Below are 20603 nucleotides of genomic sequence, written 5' to 3'. Positions count from 1 at the left end.
TAGTGTAGACGTGCAATGGACAATTTAATAGATATCCCCAAAATTATCTTTGAATATTATATTGTGTAATACTTCACAAATTAAAAGCTAGGGGATTGCCCTTACAGTTCTCTGTTTACTAGAACAATGACTCTATGTTTCTATTCTATCGGTCATGTCTCTCGAAAGGGAGTGTACGATTCTCCATAGTTACAGACTCACAATTGTGTAATAATCACAGTTAGATTCCACTCAAAAATTATATAATTGGACATTTTATGAAAGGCAAGATTAATTACAATTTAATTTTTCTTCTAATAGTCTGAAAAATAAATAGATCTAGCCTTTTAAAAGTAAAAGCTAGATCTATTTTATCTGTATCATATTTGAGATAGCTTACAAGTTAATAAATGAGCGAATTTTTAAAGCCACCATTAAATTCATAAATTCTTCTGGATCCTGTAAATTAATCCCTGTCTTATCTTCGATTTTTTTGATACGGTTACGTAATGTATTCGGATGGACAAACAGTGCTTCAGAAACGTCACTAATAATGCCTTGATGTTGAATATAGACCTTTAAAGTATTTATAAAATCCGTACCATGATCTCGATCACTTTCTAAAAGAACAGATAGATATTCCTGACAATAATCAAATAATATCTCTTGGTGTATATGAATTAAGAGACGCAGAACTCCCAAATCATTAATATGAAAAACACTCCTATTTTCAAGCCAAATTTTCCCGAATCTTAATGCTTGGATTGCTTCCTGATAACTTTTATTTAAAAAGGTAGCATCTCGATACCACTTTCCTATTCCTATTGATATTTGACAATAGGCAAAGTGCTCATTAATCACCTTTTCTATTTGGTTTGCCACTGCTAAAACACGGTTATTTCTTTCGCTATTCGTACAATCTTCCCCATCCTCTAATAAAACAACAATCTGGTCTTGAAATGGAAATACGATAATAGTTTCCTCCATATCAGCTTTTTTTTCTACTATTAAAAAGACCATTTCATCCAACCAATCCATGTTAGACATCAAATCATCAGACACATCAACATGGATTATAAGCAAATGATGAGGGATTTCTAAATTCCACCCCCATGTTTTTGCCTGTGTAATCATCACTTTTTGTGATTGAAATTTATGATACAGAAGATCATACACAAAATGCTCCTGCATAATCTGTTGCTGTTCACGAAACATTCCTTCCGTTTGCAAAATAAGCGCTGTTAAACCAATAAATTTATCAATCATTTTTTTCTGCCAATCAACTAAAGAATTTAAAACCAATAAACTATGTTTAAGGACTCCTGCAATATTAACCGAATATACTTTGAACCCTTCATCCTCATTCGTTGAAATGGTGATAGAATCTTCATTCATCCCCTGGATCTCTCTCAGATGTGCATTTAGCCAGCGATGTGCTACTTTTAATTCCATCTCACTTCCCGTTTGCCAAAGAAGTTGTTGATTTTCATTTAAATAAAGAAAGGGAGTTCCCAAGCCTTTTGATAATTCACTAGCCAATTTTGTTACCCCACTCTCCATCGCACCTGCCAGTTCCTTACTCAACTTTGAATAAAAATAAGCATTCTGTCCTTTATATTGAAAAACATTTAATGAAGCAAGGTCCATTATTTGAATAAGCGGTAATTTGCATTCTTCATAAAGAGTAAGTACTTCTTGTTTTAAAAGTGCTTTATCTTCAGCAAATACTACTATTGATATCAGATTAGGGTCTTGAATTAATTGATTAGCAACAGACCTTCTATTTAATCTCTCCAATTCTTCTCCAGCTGTAATTGTTACAATTGTTGGATTTTCTAGCAATTGGTTAGGAATTTGTTGAGTGATTGAATTAAAATAAAGTAGTTGCTTTGGTAAAGGAGTAAGAAACTTTAACTGAAACAGAGGGACATTTAATAACAATCCTTGTAACGAATCTTTCATGCAGACATCACCCTTCTCTTAGAAACATCAGACCCGTTAGCTTCTTTTTAATTAATACTGATGGGTTTGTGAACCCTACAAGAGGAATATTTGCTTCACGGAAGTCATATGTTTTTCGTTCCTTCATATTGACCTCTATTATTCCAATGGCATTTGTAATGCAGTTTTCGACACAGACAGGCTTTAATCCTTGATCTAGTCTTTCTACACAGAGATTACATTTATCTACTCGGTTTGTTCTAGGATTTATTTTGGGAGCGTGAAATGGACAAGCTGTGACACATCGCATACATGCCTGGCATCTATTAGAGTCAAGGATAACTACTCCATCACTACGCTTTTGATAATTATTTTGTGGGCAAATAGAGATACATACAGGGTTTAAACAATGGTTACAAGAAATGGAAAAATAGATAAGTGCATCGGAACCTTCTTTAATCGTAATGACATTCCTTCGATGTACATCCGTTAAACCATGAAAAGTATTACAAGACATTTCACAGGTTTTGCAATTTATACACTTATTAAGGTCAACGGAAAACATAAATTGATTGAGCAAGATACTTCCCTTCTTTTCAAAAAAATATTTTCTGCCCCACTTTATTAGTATAAAATATGGAAAAGGCAAAAATTATCTTTTGAACGACAATCTTGTGAAGTTTTTCACGTAATAACACCCAGTGCATCTTGAATAGGAGTGAAAAGTTTTGGAGAAAACAACAAAAAATCAATATCATCATGCATGCCCACGAAATTGTTTCAGTAATTGCAGCATGAATTCAACAGTTGAGAATGGACAATTATTTTCATTAACTGGTATGCCAAAACATCCTTATACACAAGGGAAGCTTTGTGCTAAAGGTTATTCATATTTAGAAAAAAATAGTCACTTAGAACGGCTTAGATACCCCTACTTTCAAGAAATAAAAGGTTCTGGAAAGTTTAAGCAAATCACATGGAACAAAGCTTTTGATATCATATTATGTGAACTATTGAACATAGATATGAAATATGGAGATTTTCTTCCTCTTGCTCTTTTTAAAGGAACAGGTAATGTTGGGGTACATCATTTTGTCACAGACCATTTCTTCAATAGCCTAAGTAAAACAACAAGGGTCCACGGCTCTTCTGCGCCATCTACAGGATTTGAAGCTATTCAATATGATATGGGAACTGTTAAAATGTCAGACCCTCATGCTATTAAGGATTCTGGGATGATTCTCGTATGGGGTGCAAACCCTGCAGCAACAAACATTCACCTAATACCTTTTATTATTGAAGCTAAAACGAAAGGTGCTAAGCTCGTGGTCATTGACCCAATATATACTCAAACTGCTGAGCTTGCTGACTTATATATTCAAATTTCCCCCAGTACAGATGGAGCTTTAGCAAATATTTTAATAAAAGAACTGCTTAAAACGAATCATTACGATAAGGAGTTTGTGGATAACCATTCTTATGGAAGTTATCCGTTTTTTGATACTATTAAGCAAATTGATATAGACACTTATCTACAAAAATGTGGTATTAGTGAAGAAGCTGTTCTTATTTTATTGGATTGGATAAAAGGTGCCAGTGCGGTTTCTCATATCATAGGCATTGGACTTCAAAAGCACACTAATGGTGGACAAAGTATTCGAGCTATTGAAGCTTTGGCAGCTGTTCACGGGGATATTGGGAAAAAAGGCAGCGGAATCTACTTTAGGAGGATGGACGCTAAATTTTTCAAGAATCAACAAACAGAGAAAAAAAACCGGAATATTTATTTGACCGATCGTGATCAAAGAGTACTCCCTCAACAGCTCAATAAGGCAATAGAATTGTTGTGGATATCATGTGCAAATCCTATAATACAAGAACCCAATCCACAATTCATTTTAGAGTTTTTAAAGGAGATTCCCTTTGTAGTAACAGTTGACTTATTTATGACACCTACTGCCCAAATGTCAAATTTAATATTACCGACTACTACTCATTTTGAAGAAATTGATATAGTGACAAGTTATTGGCACAAAGAAATTGCACTAAATGAAAAAGCTGTGAATCCATATTTTGAAAGCTTAAGTGAGTGGAACATTATGAAAGAAATGGCATTAAGATTAAGTGAAAAACTACCCGATAAATGCTCCTTTCCAATTCATTCAAGTGAAGAAGAGTATTTGAATTCACAATTTACTGATGAAATAAATGAGTACTATTTTGTAAAAAATGTGAGTGATCTTAAACAGAAAAGATTTTCGACAAGAGCTGCAAGAACCGTATGGGAGAAAAGAAGTTTCGCGACTAAATCTGGATTATACCAGTTTTATTCGGCTGAAGCCGAAGAGAATGGGCTTGCAACAATGCCTCTTTTTGTGAATAGTCTTTCACCAACAGCTGAACATCCTTTTTGGTTAATCACTCCTCATAATCCATATGGGTTTAATTCACAATTCCATGTCTTGAATTTATCGAATGAAGATGAGGCGTTTGTTGAAATTCATCCTATGGTAGCAAAGGGATTTGGAATTTATGATAGGGAAATTATTAAGATATTTAACGAACAAGATTGTATAGAAATTAGGGCTGTATATAGCGATAGGGTTCCGAAAGATATTCTTGTAATATATCACCGATGGTATGTAGATTCTGAAATTAATGTGAATAAATTAATTTCTGTTTTACCAACAGACATGGGACAACATGTTTCAGGTTCAAACGGAACTGCGTTTTATGATACATTTGTTCAGATTGGAAAATTATGACATACCCCTTATTCAAGTAAAAACGACAGGTTCCACAAAGTCCGATGCTTTTATACTTACTTCTTCATATTGAAAAATCTCTTTAAATGACCTTAGATTGGTAGGTCGGAAAATTCATCTTCGATTTTTAGTAATTGATTTTACCTTGCTATACACTTCATATATCTATAAAAAGCAAATCTAGCTCTATTAAGGACAAAGGAATGTCTTTCTAAATAGAGAACGGAAATTTAAGATGGAACGCTTAAACCTGAGCCTAAGGATAAATTTTACGACATTGTTATTATTCAAGACAAGGTGAGCTGAAATAGATTACCTGAAAGTCTTTTTGATTGAAGTTACAACTCTCAAAAAAGCACCTAAAATAATTGATGACTCCCGGTTCTAAAAAGCATTACAAACTGGTTCAAGATTCTGAAAGTCAAACAACTTATCTATCATTCTTTTATGCTTTTCTGGCGATTATATATATTTCTCCTTAATACTGTAGCAGTCAAACCACAGTCTAGGACTCTGCATTTCAGTAGATAACTTTATAGATTCAGATCCATTTTTTATTTTGGCTATTTTCTAAAAGAATGTTGTTTTAAACCAGGTAAGATTTCCTTCTTCATACGAAGGCTAGTAGCTTGGAACAGAAGGATGCGAGACACCTGCGGGAGCAGTGGGACAGGTGAATCTTCACAGGCGAAGCCGAGAAGGCTCACCGCCCACCCAGCGGCAAGGCAGCGGATAACTCCACATGTTTTATAAGAAACAATACAATAACAGCTTTATTATTTATACTCATTTGAAAACGCATGGTTTCTCTTAATTATGTACGTATCACCCTACATATATCACTATCCTCGATATCTCAACGTTAACCCTTTTAAGAAGTTTCTAGCGTACTTATCTCCGCACTCTTTATAATTTTTGTGACCCTTTTTTCTTAATAAGGCACTTAGCTCGCCCTTTGTGATAGTAACTCCTGCTTCATCTAATAGATCCATTATATCGTCGCTTGTTAACGATAAAGCGATTTTCACCTTCTTTAGAAGGATGTTATTAACATGTTCATTAGAAAGTGCTGGTCTTTCTGGCTCTCCAGGCTTTGGTTCTTGTCTTCCCCTTTTAAAAATAATAAACCCATTAAAAAACGACTCGACTATCGCATGACTAACTTCATTTTCAACCAGTCCATCTTCATCAGGATCCATTTTTGTAAGAATATCTAGTACTTCTTCTTTTGTTAGATCAATGCCACCAAGTTTGAAAATCTCGACCATATCCGAATTTTTTATATCTAGGGCATATCTAAATCGGATTAATATATCATTATTGATCATCTATGAACCTCCAATAAGCTTGTTTTCCTTGAGTACCAAACCGTCTATATAAATGCTGCTCCAAGTCCGCTTTATATTAAATATACTCATACGAATTGCTGTCATTGTCTCTATATTTACTCAGCCTTTATCATAACATAAAAAGGGCCAGACCCCTAGCTTGGCTACAGTATGAGCAGGCTGAGAGTCTAGCATCTTTTAATTATTCAAGAAACCATCACGATCTCTACTCTATAACCTCGGATCTACCGCATCCGCTTCCATCGCTAGTGTTCCAAGCACACATTCGTGTATTCGTTCAATCGACTCTCCTCCGACCAATCGGCGAATTCCTTCGACACCTAGAGAAAATTCCTTTAAAGCTAACTTTTGCTTTTTCGAAACATTTCTTTTCTTCAGGCGTTCCAAATTATTAGGCAACAGGTAGTCCATTCCGTAGATTATATGAAGATACTTCCGCCCTCTCACCTTCATTGCTGGTTGAATGAGCTTCCCTTTTGATTTGGTAATAAAGATGTCTGGTTTAATGACGATCCCTTCATGCCCCTCACTCGTGATTGTTTCCCACCACTCAATTACTGCTTGTTCACTTGAGGAATCATCAATAACCATATATTCCGTTTCGACAAACAGTCCATCCATCTTCGCAAACTCATGGTTCATTTCCATATGCCATGTATGTGGCTTATCGAAGAACGTTTCGTGGCTATGGGCCAGCACGTGAAATGGAGCAATCTGAATATTGCTGATATCTTCAATATCCCAACAATACTTTTGAAACACTTCTTTAAATAATTTCGCGTTATCTAGCTTTTTATCATAATCAGATAGCCAAGCTTCTAAATTATGATTCGAGTCAACAGCTTCTTCTAACTTCCTTTTAATAAATGATCTGTCTAAAATCGCATGCTCAGAAACATGCCCGTATTGATTACTTATTAATTCTCTCGCCTTTAAATTCCACGGCATAATTTCTGCATCTAACAGCACATAGTCTGTTTCATACGTTTTAAAATAATCATAACGAGTTAATGCTTGATTAAGTCTCTTTAATACATCCTTCTCGACCTCAGGAGCAAAGAACCTTCTCCCAGACCTCGTATAAATCACACCTAGTGTCTCACGACCAACGTGCTTCAACCCGGTTTCCTTATCTCGATAAATCATAAGGATGCCTCGGCTCCCCATATGCTTCTTCTCTGCAACCATTCGCTCCACACCCATGCTGCGGTAGTATTCTATAACTTCTTTTGGGTGCTCCAAATAATCCTCTAGGACAGAAGGAATTGGAGTCGGACTCATTGTAGGTGGAATATACACCAGCTCTTCAATGGGAATCGTAAAATGAGAGACATCATCTAACGCTGAAATACAATACTCTTTAGGTACGTGAATCTCTCCCACATCTTCTGTTAACACCTTATACCCATTGATAAACTTAGCAATATTAGGCGGATCTAAACGCTTTTTCTCAAGCTCTTTCAATGGATTACGACTTCCACCTGAATAATCTCGTTTCGCTTTAACAGAAACAAATTCCTTTTCAGGATATCGTAGTGCCGTTAACTCCCCACCAAACACCACACCTTGATCAATATTGACCGTATGATTCATCATGAGCGGCTTCGGCTTTGGATCATGACCCCAAACAACCAAGGTGCTCGTCTTATGATGAATCGTCCAGTCTTTTCGAATCGGCTTCCCGTTCTCATCCAGCCCTTCGTTATCTCCATAGCGACAGAAATCACTCACATCATATGACTGTTTGCCGATGAATTCATCCTTAATTCCAGCATGGGTACAAACTAAAGTTGGCACCCCATTCTTCCTCAACAGATAATGAGAAGGGGCTCCTAAAAGAAAGCTCTTCAATTCCTCTTTCAATTGTTGGGTCTGCTCTTCACCATGTTCTTCTTTAAATTTCTTCATTTCCTCTTCAACCAGTTCATCCCCATGAGCTAAGGTCACCTTCCGACCATCTAACCATCTTGCAATCTTCCAGCCATGGTTACTATCAATCATAAAGGCAAGCCCGCGATCCACATGCTCCATGAAGAATTGCATCGTTTCTATCGAACGGGGACCTCTACTCATCACATCTCCAAGGGATAAAAACCTTCTTCCTTCAGGATGGATAAAATATCCTTCTTCATGCTTCTTATATCCTAGCTTCAAGAGGAGTTCAATCAATTCATCGTAGCAACCATGAATATCTCCAATCACATCAATTCCATTATCGACATCTAACTCAATGGGATTTTCACGATGTCTCTTCAACTGAATATCTTCAGGGTTTTTGATAAAGAACGTAGCTCGATACCCCTCTTTCTTGATAAAACGCTTCTCTCGTTTAAACACTTGATACTGCTGTCTAATTCGGCGCTTTCCTCGTGGTTGATCACGCTGCTCGTCTCTTTCAAGTAAAATATTCTGCTCCACATCTAACACGATGGCTACAATTGGAACATGGTACCTCCTCGCCATCTCAATATATCTCTTCCGGTCATCTGGATGCAGATGAGTAGCATCCACAACTGTAAGCTTATTCATTCTACATCTTGTTTCAATTAACCGATCCATCAACCCAAACGCTTCTACAGATATTCTTTGATACTCTTCATAAAGCGCATCCGCTTCATCGCTAGGCCTATGCTTCCAGTCAATAAAATCCGTGTCACTAACCAATAGGCGAACTTCGTCTGAGCTCACCATCTCAGATGATAGAAGCTCCCCCTTATCGACGAATTCTTTAATTAGCGTCGACTTCCCACTATTAGACGGGCCTACTAGCAAAACAATTCCAGCGTAAGGTAACACTACATCCATGGTCACCTCTCCTTTCTCACAAACATACACATTTGGGTAGGGAAACCGAAGTGATCATGTTCCTCACCAATTCCATCAAACTGTAACTCATATCTTCCAGCGTGATTTTGCTCCTCACACCATGAAGAAAATTCATCTCTCGTCCACTCAAATCGGTGATCATGATGACGAACCCCCTCCGCCATATCATACACCTGGTTGTATTCCTGATTCGGTGTCGTCACGATTAGAACACCAGGCTGATACTCTTCTAAAATCGTTGTCATAATCTTAGGCAATCGTGCTTCATCAATATGCTCAATCACCTCACAAAGAATCATCACATCCTTGTACTTTAATCGCTCATCATAATAAAACAACGATCCCATCATCGTAGTTGGGCGGAGAAAACCTTCCTTTTCATCCGCTTTCTCAAACCTCTTCAACGCTTTAAGAGCAGCCGACTCTGATGGCTCTACTGAGAGAATTTCTTTTACACCAGGAACAAATCCAAGGCGAACCGATAACTTTCCTTCTCCAGAACCAAAATCTACGATGCTATCTTTACTCTCTAAGCGATTGATATGACTGATAATTTTCTCATAGCGAAGATCATTCAACCGTACCTTCACATCTGACTCTTCCTTTGTCATTTGTACCGAGTTCCGGTCATTTTCACTCTCAACCAAGCTATACACTTCCTTAAACCGAAGGGCCTTTTGAAAAATATATTCTCGCTCTGGATGCGCATCCAACCAGCCCTCACCGTATCGCTGAATCTTCTCAATCTCTTTCTCATCAATATAATAGTGCTTGTAATTATCCAACACAGGAATCAATACAAACAGCTGACGCAAACCAGTTTGAAGAGTCGTCATCCCATTTAAGGTCAAATACCGCGCCGTGCTCTTCGTTTTAATATCTACCGAATAATCTACCTCTCCATAATCAATCGTCACATCATACCCTATCGGCTCAAACAACTGAACAATTTTTTGATCCGATAAACTAGATGAAAGCGGCCCAAACTCAAAACGGAAAGAAAACGCATGATCCACCCAAGGCTCATACTCTTCCTTCGGCTTTCCGTTCAAAGCAGTCCCAAGCGCCGTTCTAAGCAACGTACAAAAAATGCTACTCACCGCAAACTCGCGATCATTAATATACGACGTAATATCATACCTTGCCGAACTATTTCGCGAAAGCTCAATCGGATCCGGCGTCACAAAGAATGTCACCTCTAGCTCTTCATCAACAAACTTACTGTAAAACATTCTGACGAGATGTCCATTTACACATCGTTCATATAGATTATTCGGATTCTTTGCTAATAGATAGGAAATAACCTTTACATCTGGACCAGATGCGTGAATGGTTAACTGCATAGGAAACACTTCTTTCGGTTTTATTGTTTGGATTCATTATACGGGATTGTGAGGAGATGGGGTAGAGAAGTAAGGAGTGGAAAAAAGTGTAAGACCCTGTGCGTGCTAAACGAGTAGCAGACACAGGGTCTTACACTTTCATAATAAATCCCCTAGAGGGTGTGAAAATAATCCGTAACACCCAAGATTACTTGATATGAATTTCTATGTTTTCTGATGAGATTTGAGAATGATATAGTTCTTCATACTTTTTGGAAGCCTCATAGGCGACCTCTTTTTCGGATACTCCTGATTTTTCTTTTAACACGTCCTCTTTGAGCAGGTTATAAATTTGTTCAGCCAGCAGCTTTTGGGTGAAATACCTGTTTAAGCGGCTAGTATAGGCTTCCTGGTCAAATGATTGGACAAGTTTCTTTGCAGGTTCATATTGCTCTGTTTTTTCCATGAATTCTTTTGTAGTTTTTTCCACAGCAGAATCGTCAACTTTTAACCCTTTTTCACTGGCAAGGAGGAACATAGAATACAATTCTATCATTTTTGAAAGATTGACATTGTAGTTGTCATGATAGGCAAGCTGTTCATCCCAATAGGCCATCTGATCAACGAGGTCAGCACCATCTAGATTAAGCTGATCTTGATGGCGGTTTAATTCTATTTCAACCTTACTCATCAGCTCGTAAAACATTAGATCTTCATAGCTATGAACCTTGCCGTTAACTGTCACTACTTTATCCTCACTTGATGAAGAATCACTGCTCTCTGCTTTTTCATGTGTATCTCCATGCGCTGCGTTCATGTTTGTTTGTTCAGTCTGCTGACATCCATTTAGCGTACTGGCAAAAAGAAATAGGAGGATGGATGGAAACAATAATTTGTTTATCATTTTTTTAATCAACTTCCACGTCAAAAGTAATGACCTTTTCAATTGTTTCGCCATCTATACCCGCTTCTATGTTTGCAATCCATTCACCAGCCATTGGCAGTTCTACACTGGATTCATACAATCCGCCGCCTTGGTCAGTAAGCGTTAATTCAATAGAACCGTGATCCATCTTTGCCATTTCCAAAGAAGCTATTATCTTTAATTCCGGTACCGGCTGGCCGTCTTTTGTCACTTCAAAAGCAATAGGGTAGCTGCTTCCCGCTTTATATTTCGGTTCTGTTTTGACAGAAATGTTGTAATCCGAATTTGAACTGCAGCCTGGGAGAAAAAGGATAATCAGCAAGCATAGGAAAAATAGTTTTCTCAAGATCCACTCACTCCTTGCAGATGTTTTTGTGAAAATTCATCGACTGTATATTTCGTCATTAAGCCATTTTCAAGAAATGCGACATGGGTACATATTTGCTTGATTTCATCCATATGATGTGAGGCCATAAAAATCGTTTTTCCGGATAAAGATTTGAGAATCTGGAGAATTTCCTCTCGTCCTAATGGATCCAGACCGCTTGTCGGTTCATCAAAAATGAGGATATCCGTATCATAATAAAGCATCACACAAAGACCCAACCGCTGCAGCATGCCTTTTGAATAGCCTCTAACTTGTTGATTTCTGTCGTCCCATAAACTTACAAGCTTTAATTTTTCCTCCATCTTCTTTTCGTCCACATGACTAGAAGAAAGGGAGGCAAAAAAACGCAAATTTTCCTCTCCCGTCAGATGGGGATATAAATGAAATTTTTCTGGCAGATAAGAAACAATTTCTTTCCAGTTTTCTTTCTTGTTAGAAAAACCGCCAAGTGTAATTTCTCCTTTTTTAACCGGAAGGAGGCCAAGCATAGAGTGAATCAGAGTCGATTTTCCTGCACCGTTTCTTCCAACTAAAGCACAGTACTCATTTCTTTCTATTTTGAGATTTATGTTATTTAAGACTTTCTTATTTTTATAAGACTGTGATAGCTCTTTTATTTCGATCATGTACGTTCACCTTTGCCTTTCAACAGAATGGCCAGCTCGAAGAAAGCAATCAGCCATACAGCAATGTTAATGAGCAAAAACTTCCAGGGCGCCATCCAGATCATTTTTTCCATTAGTCGGGACAAATTGTTTAAAGAGAAAAGTCCAAGGGATGTTTCTAGAAAAAATCGCATGGTATGCATGGGATCCAAGAAATATAACAAAGAAAACAGTTTAATATTTTCATAGGATACTGAAGGGATATACTGCAAGAAAACTAGGTCGACAAGAAAAACGAACAGGAACCATGTAAAAATGGCAGCGCCGATCAGCTGCATTTTTGTGTTGCAGATGCTCCCAAGAAACAGTCCGACCTGATTGAAAATCAAAAGCATGACAATTACAGTTCCCAGGAAGAAAAAAAAGCTGGAAACATTAAATGCGAGAAACAATTTCATAAAGATAGCCAAAATAAAATACCATACAGTAAATACAGAAATCACTACTGATTGGATAGCTATGCTTTTCTTGATCAATAGGGTTCTTGGAGATTCTTTCTTAGTTAAGAGAATCATCGATGTCTTCAGCTCTTTTTCCTGAAAAATAGAAAATGAACTGAGAAATAGACCGAAAATAGGGATTAAATAAACGTTCATATCATAAAGAGAAAGGAGAAAGGCGTCAAATCCAAGCTCATCAGGATATGAACGAGCTTCCATCAACAAAAAGACGGATGTGAGGATCACCATGGAAAGCCCCAGCCATAAACCTTTACCACGTGACTGTTCAAGCCACTCTTTCCAAATGTAATTCATCTTCAACTCTCCTTTCTCTTCTTGTATAAAAACCAGATGCCGGCCGTTAGAAGGGTGGCCAAAATGAAGTATATTAGTAATGCACTTCGTTCTTGTTTTTGGTGCAATGGGAACTCATCAGTAACCATTGTTTTTTGCGTACTCATCACTTCATTTATTTTTTCATGAATTCTTATAGCAGGTGATTTTAAAAACAAGTAAGCTAGTTCATTTTCTTCAATTAATTTATACAGTGATGATTTATACTCAACAGGAGTGTCGCCTACTTGATCCTGATCAAGATCGAATACCGAAAGCTCCTTGCCCCAGAAGTTTCCCTGTCCATTTTCATCCCAGTCATTTATCGAATTGCCGCCAACTGATAATACATTTGCTACATTCTGTTTAAAGTGATTTTCGGTAAATACTTGTGAAGAAGATGTAGACCAAAGCTCCACTCCTATATCGTTATGAAAGAACTTATTGCCAATAATACGATTATCAGTGGACTGTTCGAGGTAGATTCCTCGCTGGTTTAAATAAAACTCATTGTTTTCTACAATGTTATCTTTGCTTGTTTGAATGATTAATCCGAATGAACGGGATCCCTGGTTAAAAGAGAACTGGTTTTCTTTTAGAGTGATTCCCTGGGAGTGCATAATTGCCGCACCACCTGTATTCTTTATAAAACGATTTTGATAAAAGAGATTGTCATTGGAATACATATAGTGAAGACCATATCGAGTATGACTAACGTGATTGTATTTAATTTCATTCTGATCTGCATCTTCAACGTAAATACCATCCCTAGTTTGTGAAATTTTGCAATTCTCTATGGTATTCTCGTAAGCTCTGACTAGCTGAATGCCATTTCCCTGGCTGCCGAGCTTTCCAGTGCCCTGGCCAGTTACAGTAATGTTCTTTACATGGTTATGTTTAGAACTATAAAGATAGATGCCATGGTAAACATCGTGTATAACTAGATTAATGAAAGCATTGTGCTCTCCCATAGAACGAATTCCCGAGTATTCCTCGTCTGAACTTCGACTTAGTCCGCCATTTTCAATTATTAAGCTGTCCAACGTAACATGTGATGCTTTAATGGTTACGACATTGCCATTTCCGTCGCCCCGGATTACTGTGTTTTTTTTCCCATGTATAACTATAGGTTTTTCTATTATTATATTTCCTTCATATGTTTTTCCTTCAAGCTCTAATATGCCATTTGCCGGTGTCTGGTCGATCAGCTGCTGTAAAGGGGAATTTGCTGTAGCCGGCAGGCAAGCTAAAAGCCAGCATCCTATTCCAACAAATAGAGGGATCCATTTTTTCATTTTTTTCTCTCCAGCCATAAAGGCATAAGAATTAGAATGAAAGATGCGCCAAGCAAAAAGGAACCTGTTGTAAAGTAGCTGTGCGTAATGAAATTAGCTAGCGTATTTTCCCCTAGAATCGGTGGTACAAATGGATCTAATTCAATTGGTGCTTTCGGATCGAGTTCAGTACCGTATTTTGTTAGCCAGCGCTTCATATCCCAAATACCAATGATCCCGCCTGCAATGAATAGTCCGATCAATCCATAAAGAAAGTTTTTTCTTCGAATGATGGCAACTAGCAATATCAAGCAAGAAAATCCGATGATTATAGAAGGCAGGTATTGAAGTTCAGGAAAGCTCTCATTGCTGAACTCAGCCATGCCGATATAATGGTTTAACCCATTGACAATGTCTATGTTCCCTTCGAGTTTACTCGGATAGACAATGATGTCTAAGCCTTCTGGATATTGTGGAGCAAAAAATTTCATGCCCCACCAAGGGAAAAAAATAGAAGCAAACATTATTCCAGCAGCCGCAATAAGGCTAATCATGGACACCAATGATAATTTTTTGGTCATGCTGCTCATCTCCTATAACTTAGAAAAGGGTATCAATAGAAAGAATACCCTTTTCAAAATTCACTTTCTGGTAGGCTTTTATTATTTCGGCTCAACCAGTAAATAGCCGCTCATTTCCTGATGCAACGCTGAACAGAAGTTCGTACAGTAAATTGGGAATGTACCTGCACGATCAGCTGTAAATTCAATAGTGCTAGTTTGACCAGGTTGTACTTCATAGTTTAAATCATGATCCATTATGCCGAAGCCATGCGTGATATCCTGATCGAGATCAATATTGGTCAGGTGAATATAAACTTTGTCACCTTGTTTCACTTTGATTTCATCTGCACGTTCTGCTTTGGCATCGAAAATGAATTTCGAACGCATCGCTATTCCATAGACATGAACTTCATTTCCTTTACGCTCGATACGAGTATCTTCCTGATTCCAAACAGAATTTTTTCGTTTTTCATCTTTTTCATAAATTTTAAGAGTTTTAATTTTATCTCGGTGGATGGTTTGTGCGTAATGAGGTTCAGGATCTACTGGCACTGTGTAGATAACCTCCATTTTATCTCCTGAAAGATCAATTAAATCCATTGATTCAGGATGAGAAGGACCAACAGATAAGAAATTATCCTTGGCAATCTTATTTAAAGAAATCAGCCATTTTCCATCCGGTGATGCTGTATCTCCTTCAGCAGCTGTACTATGACCTGGGGAGTAATGGACAGGAACCCTATCAACAACTTCTCCTGTATCAACTTTCCATTTAACAACCTCTGAAGAAATGAACATGGTATTGTAAGCGTATCCTTGATCATCAAATTGAGTGTGGAGCGGCCCAAGCGCTCCAGGCGGGTCAACTTCTCTCTCAACAACTTTGTCGTATGGCAATACAGGGATGCCGAATTTTTCTTCTGCAAAATCTTCGTTTTTAATGCTCTCAAAAGCTTTTTCAAATGAGAAAACAGTCATTAAAGGAGCTAGCTTCCCTGAAGCAATGAAGCGTGTTCCATCAGGAGTGACATCTACACCATGAGGAGACTTCGCAACAGGAATCGCATAAATAGAACCTTTATGTTTGCGTGGGTCGATCATTTTCGCTCCATTTACTTCTTCATACTCGCCATCTGCAACCTTCTTCTCAAGTTCTTTCCAGTTAATCAGTACAATGTAGTCCCGATCATTTTGTGATGCGTTGATTTCATTGTTTGTTGTCGCAAATTCTGTATTGTATGTTGTCATAACAATCCAATCTCCGGACACTTTTTTCCCAGCATCAGACAAATCATAAGACCATGGCGGAAGCATAATTTGATAAGCTAATTCAAACTTTTTGGCATCCTGGTCGAATTTCACCATGGATGTAACACCTTTATATTTATCCTCAAATTCATCGAGCGAAGCATATTCTTTACCCATTGGAACAGAAAAGCGGGTAGGCATAACGATATACTCAGTGTTTTCAGTAACAAATGTACCTGCATGAGGTCCGCCCATATTAGGCATTTCCATAATATCTGCCGTATGGAACGTACTTAGGTCTACTGAAGCAATCCGGTTGTTGGCTACATCATTAGCAAATAGGAATTTACCATCATATTCTCCATTTGTTTCTGAAATGGCCGGATGGTGAAAATCTCCCCAAGTATAACCACCTAGCATTTCCTTGGACTTATCATCAAATCCATATCCTGTTGCAGGATCAGGTGTAAAAACAGGAACGGTACGAATTTTTCTCATGGAAGGCACACCGTATACGAATAGTTGCCCTGAGTGTCCACCTGAAGAAAGCATATAGTAGTCATCAAGTTCTCCGTACGGAACATAAACCTTCTCCGCATTGGTTTTATTTGCCGAGTCTTTTGAGGCTTCTCCAGACGGTCCGGAAGAAAAGTCGGCGAAAAATACTGTAGCTGCCATAAATCCGGCAATAAGACCGGAAGCAGCAGGAATCCATTTTTTCATTGACACTGCACCACCTTCATAATTAGTTAGATTCTGATGCCTTTTTAAGCGCCTCAGCAATTTGGTTGATTTCCTCTTCTGTCAGCGGGTTTCCACCAATGACACCTGACATGACTGCTGATGTCGGTTCTTTAAGAAATTCATCGAGCGGTTTGCCATGTTTACCTTCAACATTGTTAAAGGCTTGAGTGAGGTCAGGTCCTGTTGCACCACCTTCCAAATTTAAACCTTCAACAGCATGGCATCCCAGGCATCCTTTTGCCTGAAGAATATTTCCATCAGAGTTTGCAGAATCTGGAGTTGCTTCTGATGAAGTGTCAGTAGCTTCTTTATTGGTTTCATCAGTCTTGGAGTCTTGTTTGTCCTCTACAGCAACTTCATTCTGCGTACCGCTGCCGACGGCTAAAACATCAAAAATCAAATACCCCAGGCCAAGACCAATGACAGCAAATAGAATGAAATGAATAGCTGGTTTTTTCACTTGTTTCCCCCCTTGAAAGTCTTTACAAATTTAGTCACAACATTTTCTTGCAAATCCTGTTACAAGTACCATCTTAGCTTCTTAAAACTACTTTATTAGTGACCTAGCGCACTTAAAGCTGAAGTAATTGTGAAGTTTTTGTGATAGACTGTGCATAATAAAAATTGAATTTTTTACCTAATGGAAAAGAAAAATTAGCTTAATAGAAATGGGGAACAGATCATTATCATTGGCTTACGGCTTTGCTACATAAAAAATAGATTGAATCAAAAAGGGAATATGTATAAACAACAAAAAAACGATCCCATATTAGCTAATCAACAACGATTTGCAACCGTCGTTTGGAAAGATTGAGCTTTCCAAAGACTATCCTGCAGAATCTATCCATTGATAGCTATAAAGAATCGATAAATAAAGCGTCAATATGTATGAAAGAATCATGTCCGAATAGGGAGATAAAAGGGGAAATATTACTCACTTGAAGATTGTAAAGCTGGCGAAGGAAAAATAGCAAGGTAAGGAAAAACTGTTAATTTTAAGAAATAAGTTTTAAATTGGGGGAATATAAACACCCTATGCGATTCTGCATCAGGTACAATGGGTTGGATGTGGAGATATAGGACTCAGTGGATGACCTTGAACAGAAACGTACAATTTCACTTGAAATAGTTGTTCAGAAAACTAGCTGTTTGTAATTTCCTTCGTGATATGACTTCTATCTTGAGAGATAAAACGTTTCTATATGTGTGGATAAAAACGAGCACGATGCTTGAATGGCTGACTAAAAAGTGAGCTGCCAACCATTGTAATCAATTGAATACATATCGAGCGGCCTATTCCCAAACTGAATTATCGTTTTCGTAACAATGTCATGGTCCTTCTCTTATTCTTTTCATCTTTTCTTATACGCTCATGCGATTCATTGTTCTTTTACCCTACTATTCTTTATTTTATTGAACATATATCGAATCCCCTTGCCTGCCAGAGGTTCATCTATATATCTTGGGATCACATGAAAATGAGCATGAAAAATATGCTGTCCACCTACTTCTCCACAATTCCAGCCAAGATTATATCCCTGTGGTTGATGGATTTCATCTATGTATTTTTTCACCTCTTGAAGAAGCTCATATGTGGCACTCCACTCATCAAGAGTTAAATCGAAGGCTGTTTCCCTATGTGCCTTTGGTACAATAATCCCTGCACCTTCGAGTTGAATCCCCTTTACTTGAAACTGATTTAACTGTAAAAACATACAATGCTCATTGCTCAAGATAACATTTTGCTCGGGTTCTAAAATTGGATTACAAAACATGCAAGTTTTCACAATAAATTGCCCTCCCCATTTTTTCACTTTGGTGTGCTTAGAAAGTATAACTGGTCTTAAAAAGAATTAAATGGTGTGGTATCTGTCGTATCATCGAAGGGCGTTCATATTCGCTGTTATATAAACTCTCTGTATCTACTGACCTTTCATAAACCGCGGCTAGGCTATTAAAGGTTTCCTTCATTTTTTCTTTCATATTTCACCTCTATAAAAATAGGACATTCTCTCCTATTACCTACTTCTACATATTCACTTTCCCTAACAAAATAGGAACTATCCACCTTAACGAAGGAATTAATGTTCACGTTGAATATTACATTAATTTACAGGATGTCTTTTCTAGTTAACAATAATCCACAGCTTAAAAAAGGATATCTACTATTTACATACACTTTTAATCTAATAACCTCTACAATTTACAGAAAGTAGATTCAAGTGTTCATCATGAATAATCCTATAATCTAATTCACCCTTAAGAACCTTTGTAAGGGTTTTATTGATTCATACAAGTAAATGCTTAACTTCAAATTTTGATCTTTAAGCATAAAAGAAAACCTTCCTTCATTGAATAAAACATTGTTAGTCAATGAAGGAGGTTTTTTATTTTATGATCTATAAGAGTCGCTTTTCAGTGATCTCAATCTATCTCTTTGCCTATTTTATTTCGCATTCTCATCTGGCTGGTGAATTCCGAACACATTGCCTTCTGTATCAAGATAATACCCCTGCCAAGCCATTCCCGGCAGCGCATATTTCGGTACCGCAACCTGCCCACCGAATTCAAGAATCAGCTTCTCTTTGGCATCATAATCCTCTACACCTAATGTGCACGAATACCCATTCATCGGCTGACCTGCTACTGGGGGCGGCCCTTGCCTCTTCATCAAAGCCCCATTGATACCAGGTTGACTTTCATCCCCTGTCACAGCCCCAAAGTAAGGCATTCCCGCATACTCGCTCCAATCTTCAAACTTCCAACCAAAAATCTCTCCATAGAACTTCTTTGCGCGATCCATGTCATCTACATGAACCTCAAAATGCACTAGTCTTCCCATCAATCATCCCTCCAGATAGTCCGTCTTTACTCATACTCTATTCTCTGTCGATTGGATGAAATCCTCTATTATTTTCTCTACTTTTAATCCCATCAGTTCCCCTATCATATTTTTGAAAATTATCCTTTATAAAGTCCAAGCCGTTTGATGGGCAATTAAAAAATACCTGACTTCCAGTTAGTTAGGGCATTAACATACTGAGAGTCAGGTATATATTATCCAATTTTCTTTCTATAAAAATTCATTTATCCTACTGAATGATCTTAAGCATTGATTTTATACTTCACTCATTTTATTCAGAATCTCTTGAATAAGATGATGATTTCCTTCATTCATCGCATCTTGTAATTGCTTATTCAAGTTATCGATTTCTTTATCCTTACGTTCACTTTTTTGTTTAATTGTTTTTTCAAAACGGGTTTTCTCTTGTTCCAAAGAACCTTCTATTTGTTTCTCAATCATTAAAATATTTTCTCGCTTCACTAACTCTTCTTGATAAGTTTGCTCTACTTCCGCTGATGCTTGTTTAATCTTATCTTCTATTATTTTGATTGCCTCTTCATTTTCTGGAATTGATGATTTCATTCTAACACCACCTATCAATCTATAAGGCTACGCATAGGTTGTAACACATTCATTTGTACACCTTGTGAAACATCTTTATACCCTTCTAAAGGATTTTTATTATATACATTCAGCATGACGTTTGATGCAATTTTTATCATTTCAATATCATTAGTTTCTAACCCTTTATGTATGACTTCATCCATTCTTTGATATAATTTTTCTCTTTCTGCAAAGCTCTCTTTTACATACAGCTCGAAATTTCTTCTTTCGACTTCCATTTTTTTAGTTATAGCATTTAGACAAGCAATCACCCTTTGCCTTTCTGTTTCTTCCACTTCTTTAGCTTTTAAGTAATTTGTAGTTGAATCAATTGTTTGAGTTATTAAGTTAACTACATCCATCGATGGGGTAACATTTATTGGAACATTCATT

Annotated in this window: 18 protein-coding genes; 1 reads left to right on the top strand and 17 read right to left on the bottom strand. The window is 37.4% G+C overall.

Features of this window, described 5'->3' with window-relative positions:
- Nucleotides 1-375: 375 nt before the first annotated feature.
- Together LS684_RS03540 and LS684_RS03535 are read right to left on the bottom strand one after the other, a co-directional pair.
- Nucleotides 376-1941: a PucR family transcriptional regulator gene (locus LS684_RS03540; RefSeq protein WP_233810004.1), complete on the bottom strand. Its 1566-nt coding sequence runs from the start codon at nt 1939-1941 to the stop codon at nt 376-378.
- A 7-nt stretch (nt 1942-1948) separates the two neighbouring features.
- Nucleotides 1949-2500 carry a 4Fe-4S dicluster domain-containing protein gene (locus LS684_RS03535; protein WP_233810002.1) on the bottom strand — a complete coding sequence of 184 codons (552 nt, stop codon included), beginning with the start codon at nt 2498-2500 and terminating at the stop codon, nt 1949-1951.
- Nucleotides 2501-2648: 148 nt separating this feature from the next.
- Here LS684_RS03535 and LS684_RS03530 point away from each other — a divergent pair, with 148 nt between their 5' ends.
- Nucleotides 2649-4685, top strand: coding sequence for a molybdopterin-containing oxidoreductase family protein (locus tag LS684_RS03530; protein WP_233810000.1), 2037 nt, complete (start codon nt 2649-2651; stop codon nt 4683-4685).
- 842 nt (nt 4686-5527) lie between these two features.
- On the opposite strand, the gene LS684_RS03525 is transcribed toward LS684_RS03530, so the two are convergent.
- From LS684_RS03525 to LS684_RS03455, 15 genes are all read right to left on the bottom strand, one after another.
- Nucleotides 5528-6013, bottom strand: coding sequence for a YehS family protein (locus tag LS684_RS03525; RefSeq protein WP_233809998.1), 486 nt, complete (start codon nt 6011-6013; stop codon nt 5528-5530).
- A 231-nt stretch (nt 6014-6244) separates the two neighbouring features.
- Nucleotides 6245-8839, bottom strand: a complete 2595-nt coding sequence (locus LS684_RS03520; RefSeq protein WP_233809996.1) for a polynucleotide kinase-phosphatase — start codon at nt 8837-8839, stop codon at nt 6245-6247.
- 2 nt (nt 8840-8841) lie between these two features.
- Nucleotides 8842-10203: a 3' terminal RNA ribose 2'-O-methyltransferase Hen1 gene (locus tag LS684_RS03515; RefSeq protein ID WP_233809994.1), complete on the bottom strand. Its 1362-nt coding sequence runs from the start codon at nt 10201-10203 to the stop codon at nt 8842-8844.
- A gap of 187 nt (nt 10204-10390) precedes the next feature.
- Nucleotides 10391-11086, bottom strand: coding sequence for a hypothetical protein (locus LS684_RS03510; RefSeq protein WP_233809992.1), 696 nt, complete (start codon nt 11084-11086; stop codon nt 10391-10393).
- 4 nt (nt 11087-11090) lie between these two features.
- Entirely contained in the window at nt 11091-11453 is a 363-nt protein-coding gene (locus tag LS684_RS03505) for a FixH family protein (RefSeq protein ID WP_233809990.1), read from the bottom strand.
- Nucleotides 11450-12121: an ABC transporter ATP-binding protein gene (locus LS684_RS03500; protein ID WP_233809988.1), complete on the bottom strand. Its 672-nt coding sequence runs from the start codon at nt 12119-12121 to the stop codon at nt 11450-11452. The genes LS684_RS03505 and LS684_RS03500 overlap by 4 nt, the downstream gene beginning before the upstream one ends.
- Nucleotides 12118-12915, bottom strand: a complete 798-nt coding sequence (locus tag LS684_RS03495; RefSeq protein WP_233809986.1) for an ABC transporter permease subunit — start codon at nt 12913-12915, stop codon at nt 12118-12120. The genes LS684_RS03500 and LS684_RS03495 overlap by 4 nt, the downstream gene beginning before the upstream one ends.
- 2 nt (nt 12916-12917) lie before the next feature.
- The gene (nosD, locus tag LS684_RS03490) at nt 12918-14228 is read right to left on the bottom strand and encodes a nitrous oxide reductase family maturation protein NosD (RefSeq protein ID WP_233809984.1); all 1311 of its coding nucleotides are present in this window, start codon (nt 14226-14228) and stop codon (nt 12918-12920) included.
- Entirely contained in the window at nt 14225-14788 is a 564-nt protein-coding gene (locus LS684_RS03485; RefSeq protein WP_233809982.1) for a hypothetical protein, read from the bottom strand. The genes nosD and LS684_RS03485 overlap by 4 nt, the downstream gene beginning before the upstream one ends.
- 81 nt (nt 14789-14869) lie before the next feature.
- Nucleotides 14870-16741 carry a Sec-dependent nitrous-oxide reductase gene (gene nosZ / locus LS684_RS03480; protein ID WP_233809980.1) on the bottom strand — a complete coding sequence of 624 codons (1872 nt, stop codon included), beginning with the start codon at nt 16739-16741 and terminating at the stop codon, nt 14870-14872.
- A gap of 22 nt (nt 16742-16763) precedes the next feature.
- Nucleotides 16764-17222, bottom strand: coding sequence for a c-type cytochrome (locus LS684_RS03475; protein ID WP_233809978.1), 459 nt, complete (start codon nt 17220-17222; stop codon nt 16764-16766).
- A 919-nt stretch (nt 17223-18141) separates the two neighbouring features.
- Nucleotides 18142-18549 (bottom strand): HIT family protein, encoded by a 408-nt coding sequence (locus LS684_RS03470; protein ID WP_233809976.1) that lies wholly within the window; start codon nt 18547-18549, stop codon nt 18142-18144.
- Nucleotides 18550-19208: 659 nt separating this feature from the next.
- A complete protein-coding gene (locus LS684_RS03465) occupies nt 19209-19604 on the bottom strand; it encodes a VOC family protein (RefSeq protein WP_233809974.1) in 396 nt (131 codons plus the stop codon).
- A 276-nt stretch (nt 19605-19880) separates the two neighbouring features.
- Nucleotides 19881-20189: a hypothetical protein gene (locus LS684_RS03460; protein ID WP_233809972.1), complete on the bottom strand. Its 309-nt coding sequence runs from the start codon at nt 20187-20189 to the stop codon at nt 19881-19883.
- 14 nt (nt 20190-20203) lie between these two features.
- On the bottom strand, nt 20204-20602 hold the full coding sequence (locus tag LS684_RS03455) for a hypothetical protein (protein WP_233809971.1): 399 nt from the start codon (nt 20600-20602) through the stop codon (nt 20204-20206).
- Nucleotide 20603: the final 1 nt, after the last annotated feature.

It is taken from the genome of Cytobacillus spongiae (assembly GCF_021390075.1).
This window is presented reverse-complemented; position numbering and strand designations above follow the sequence as displayed.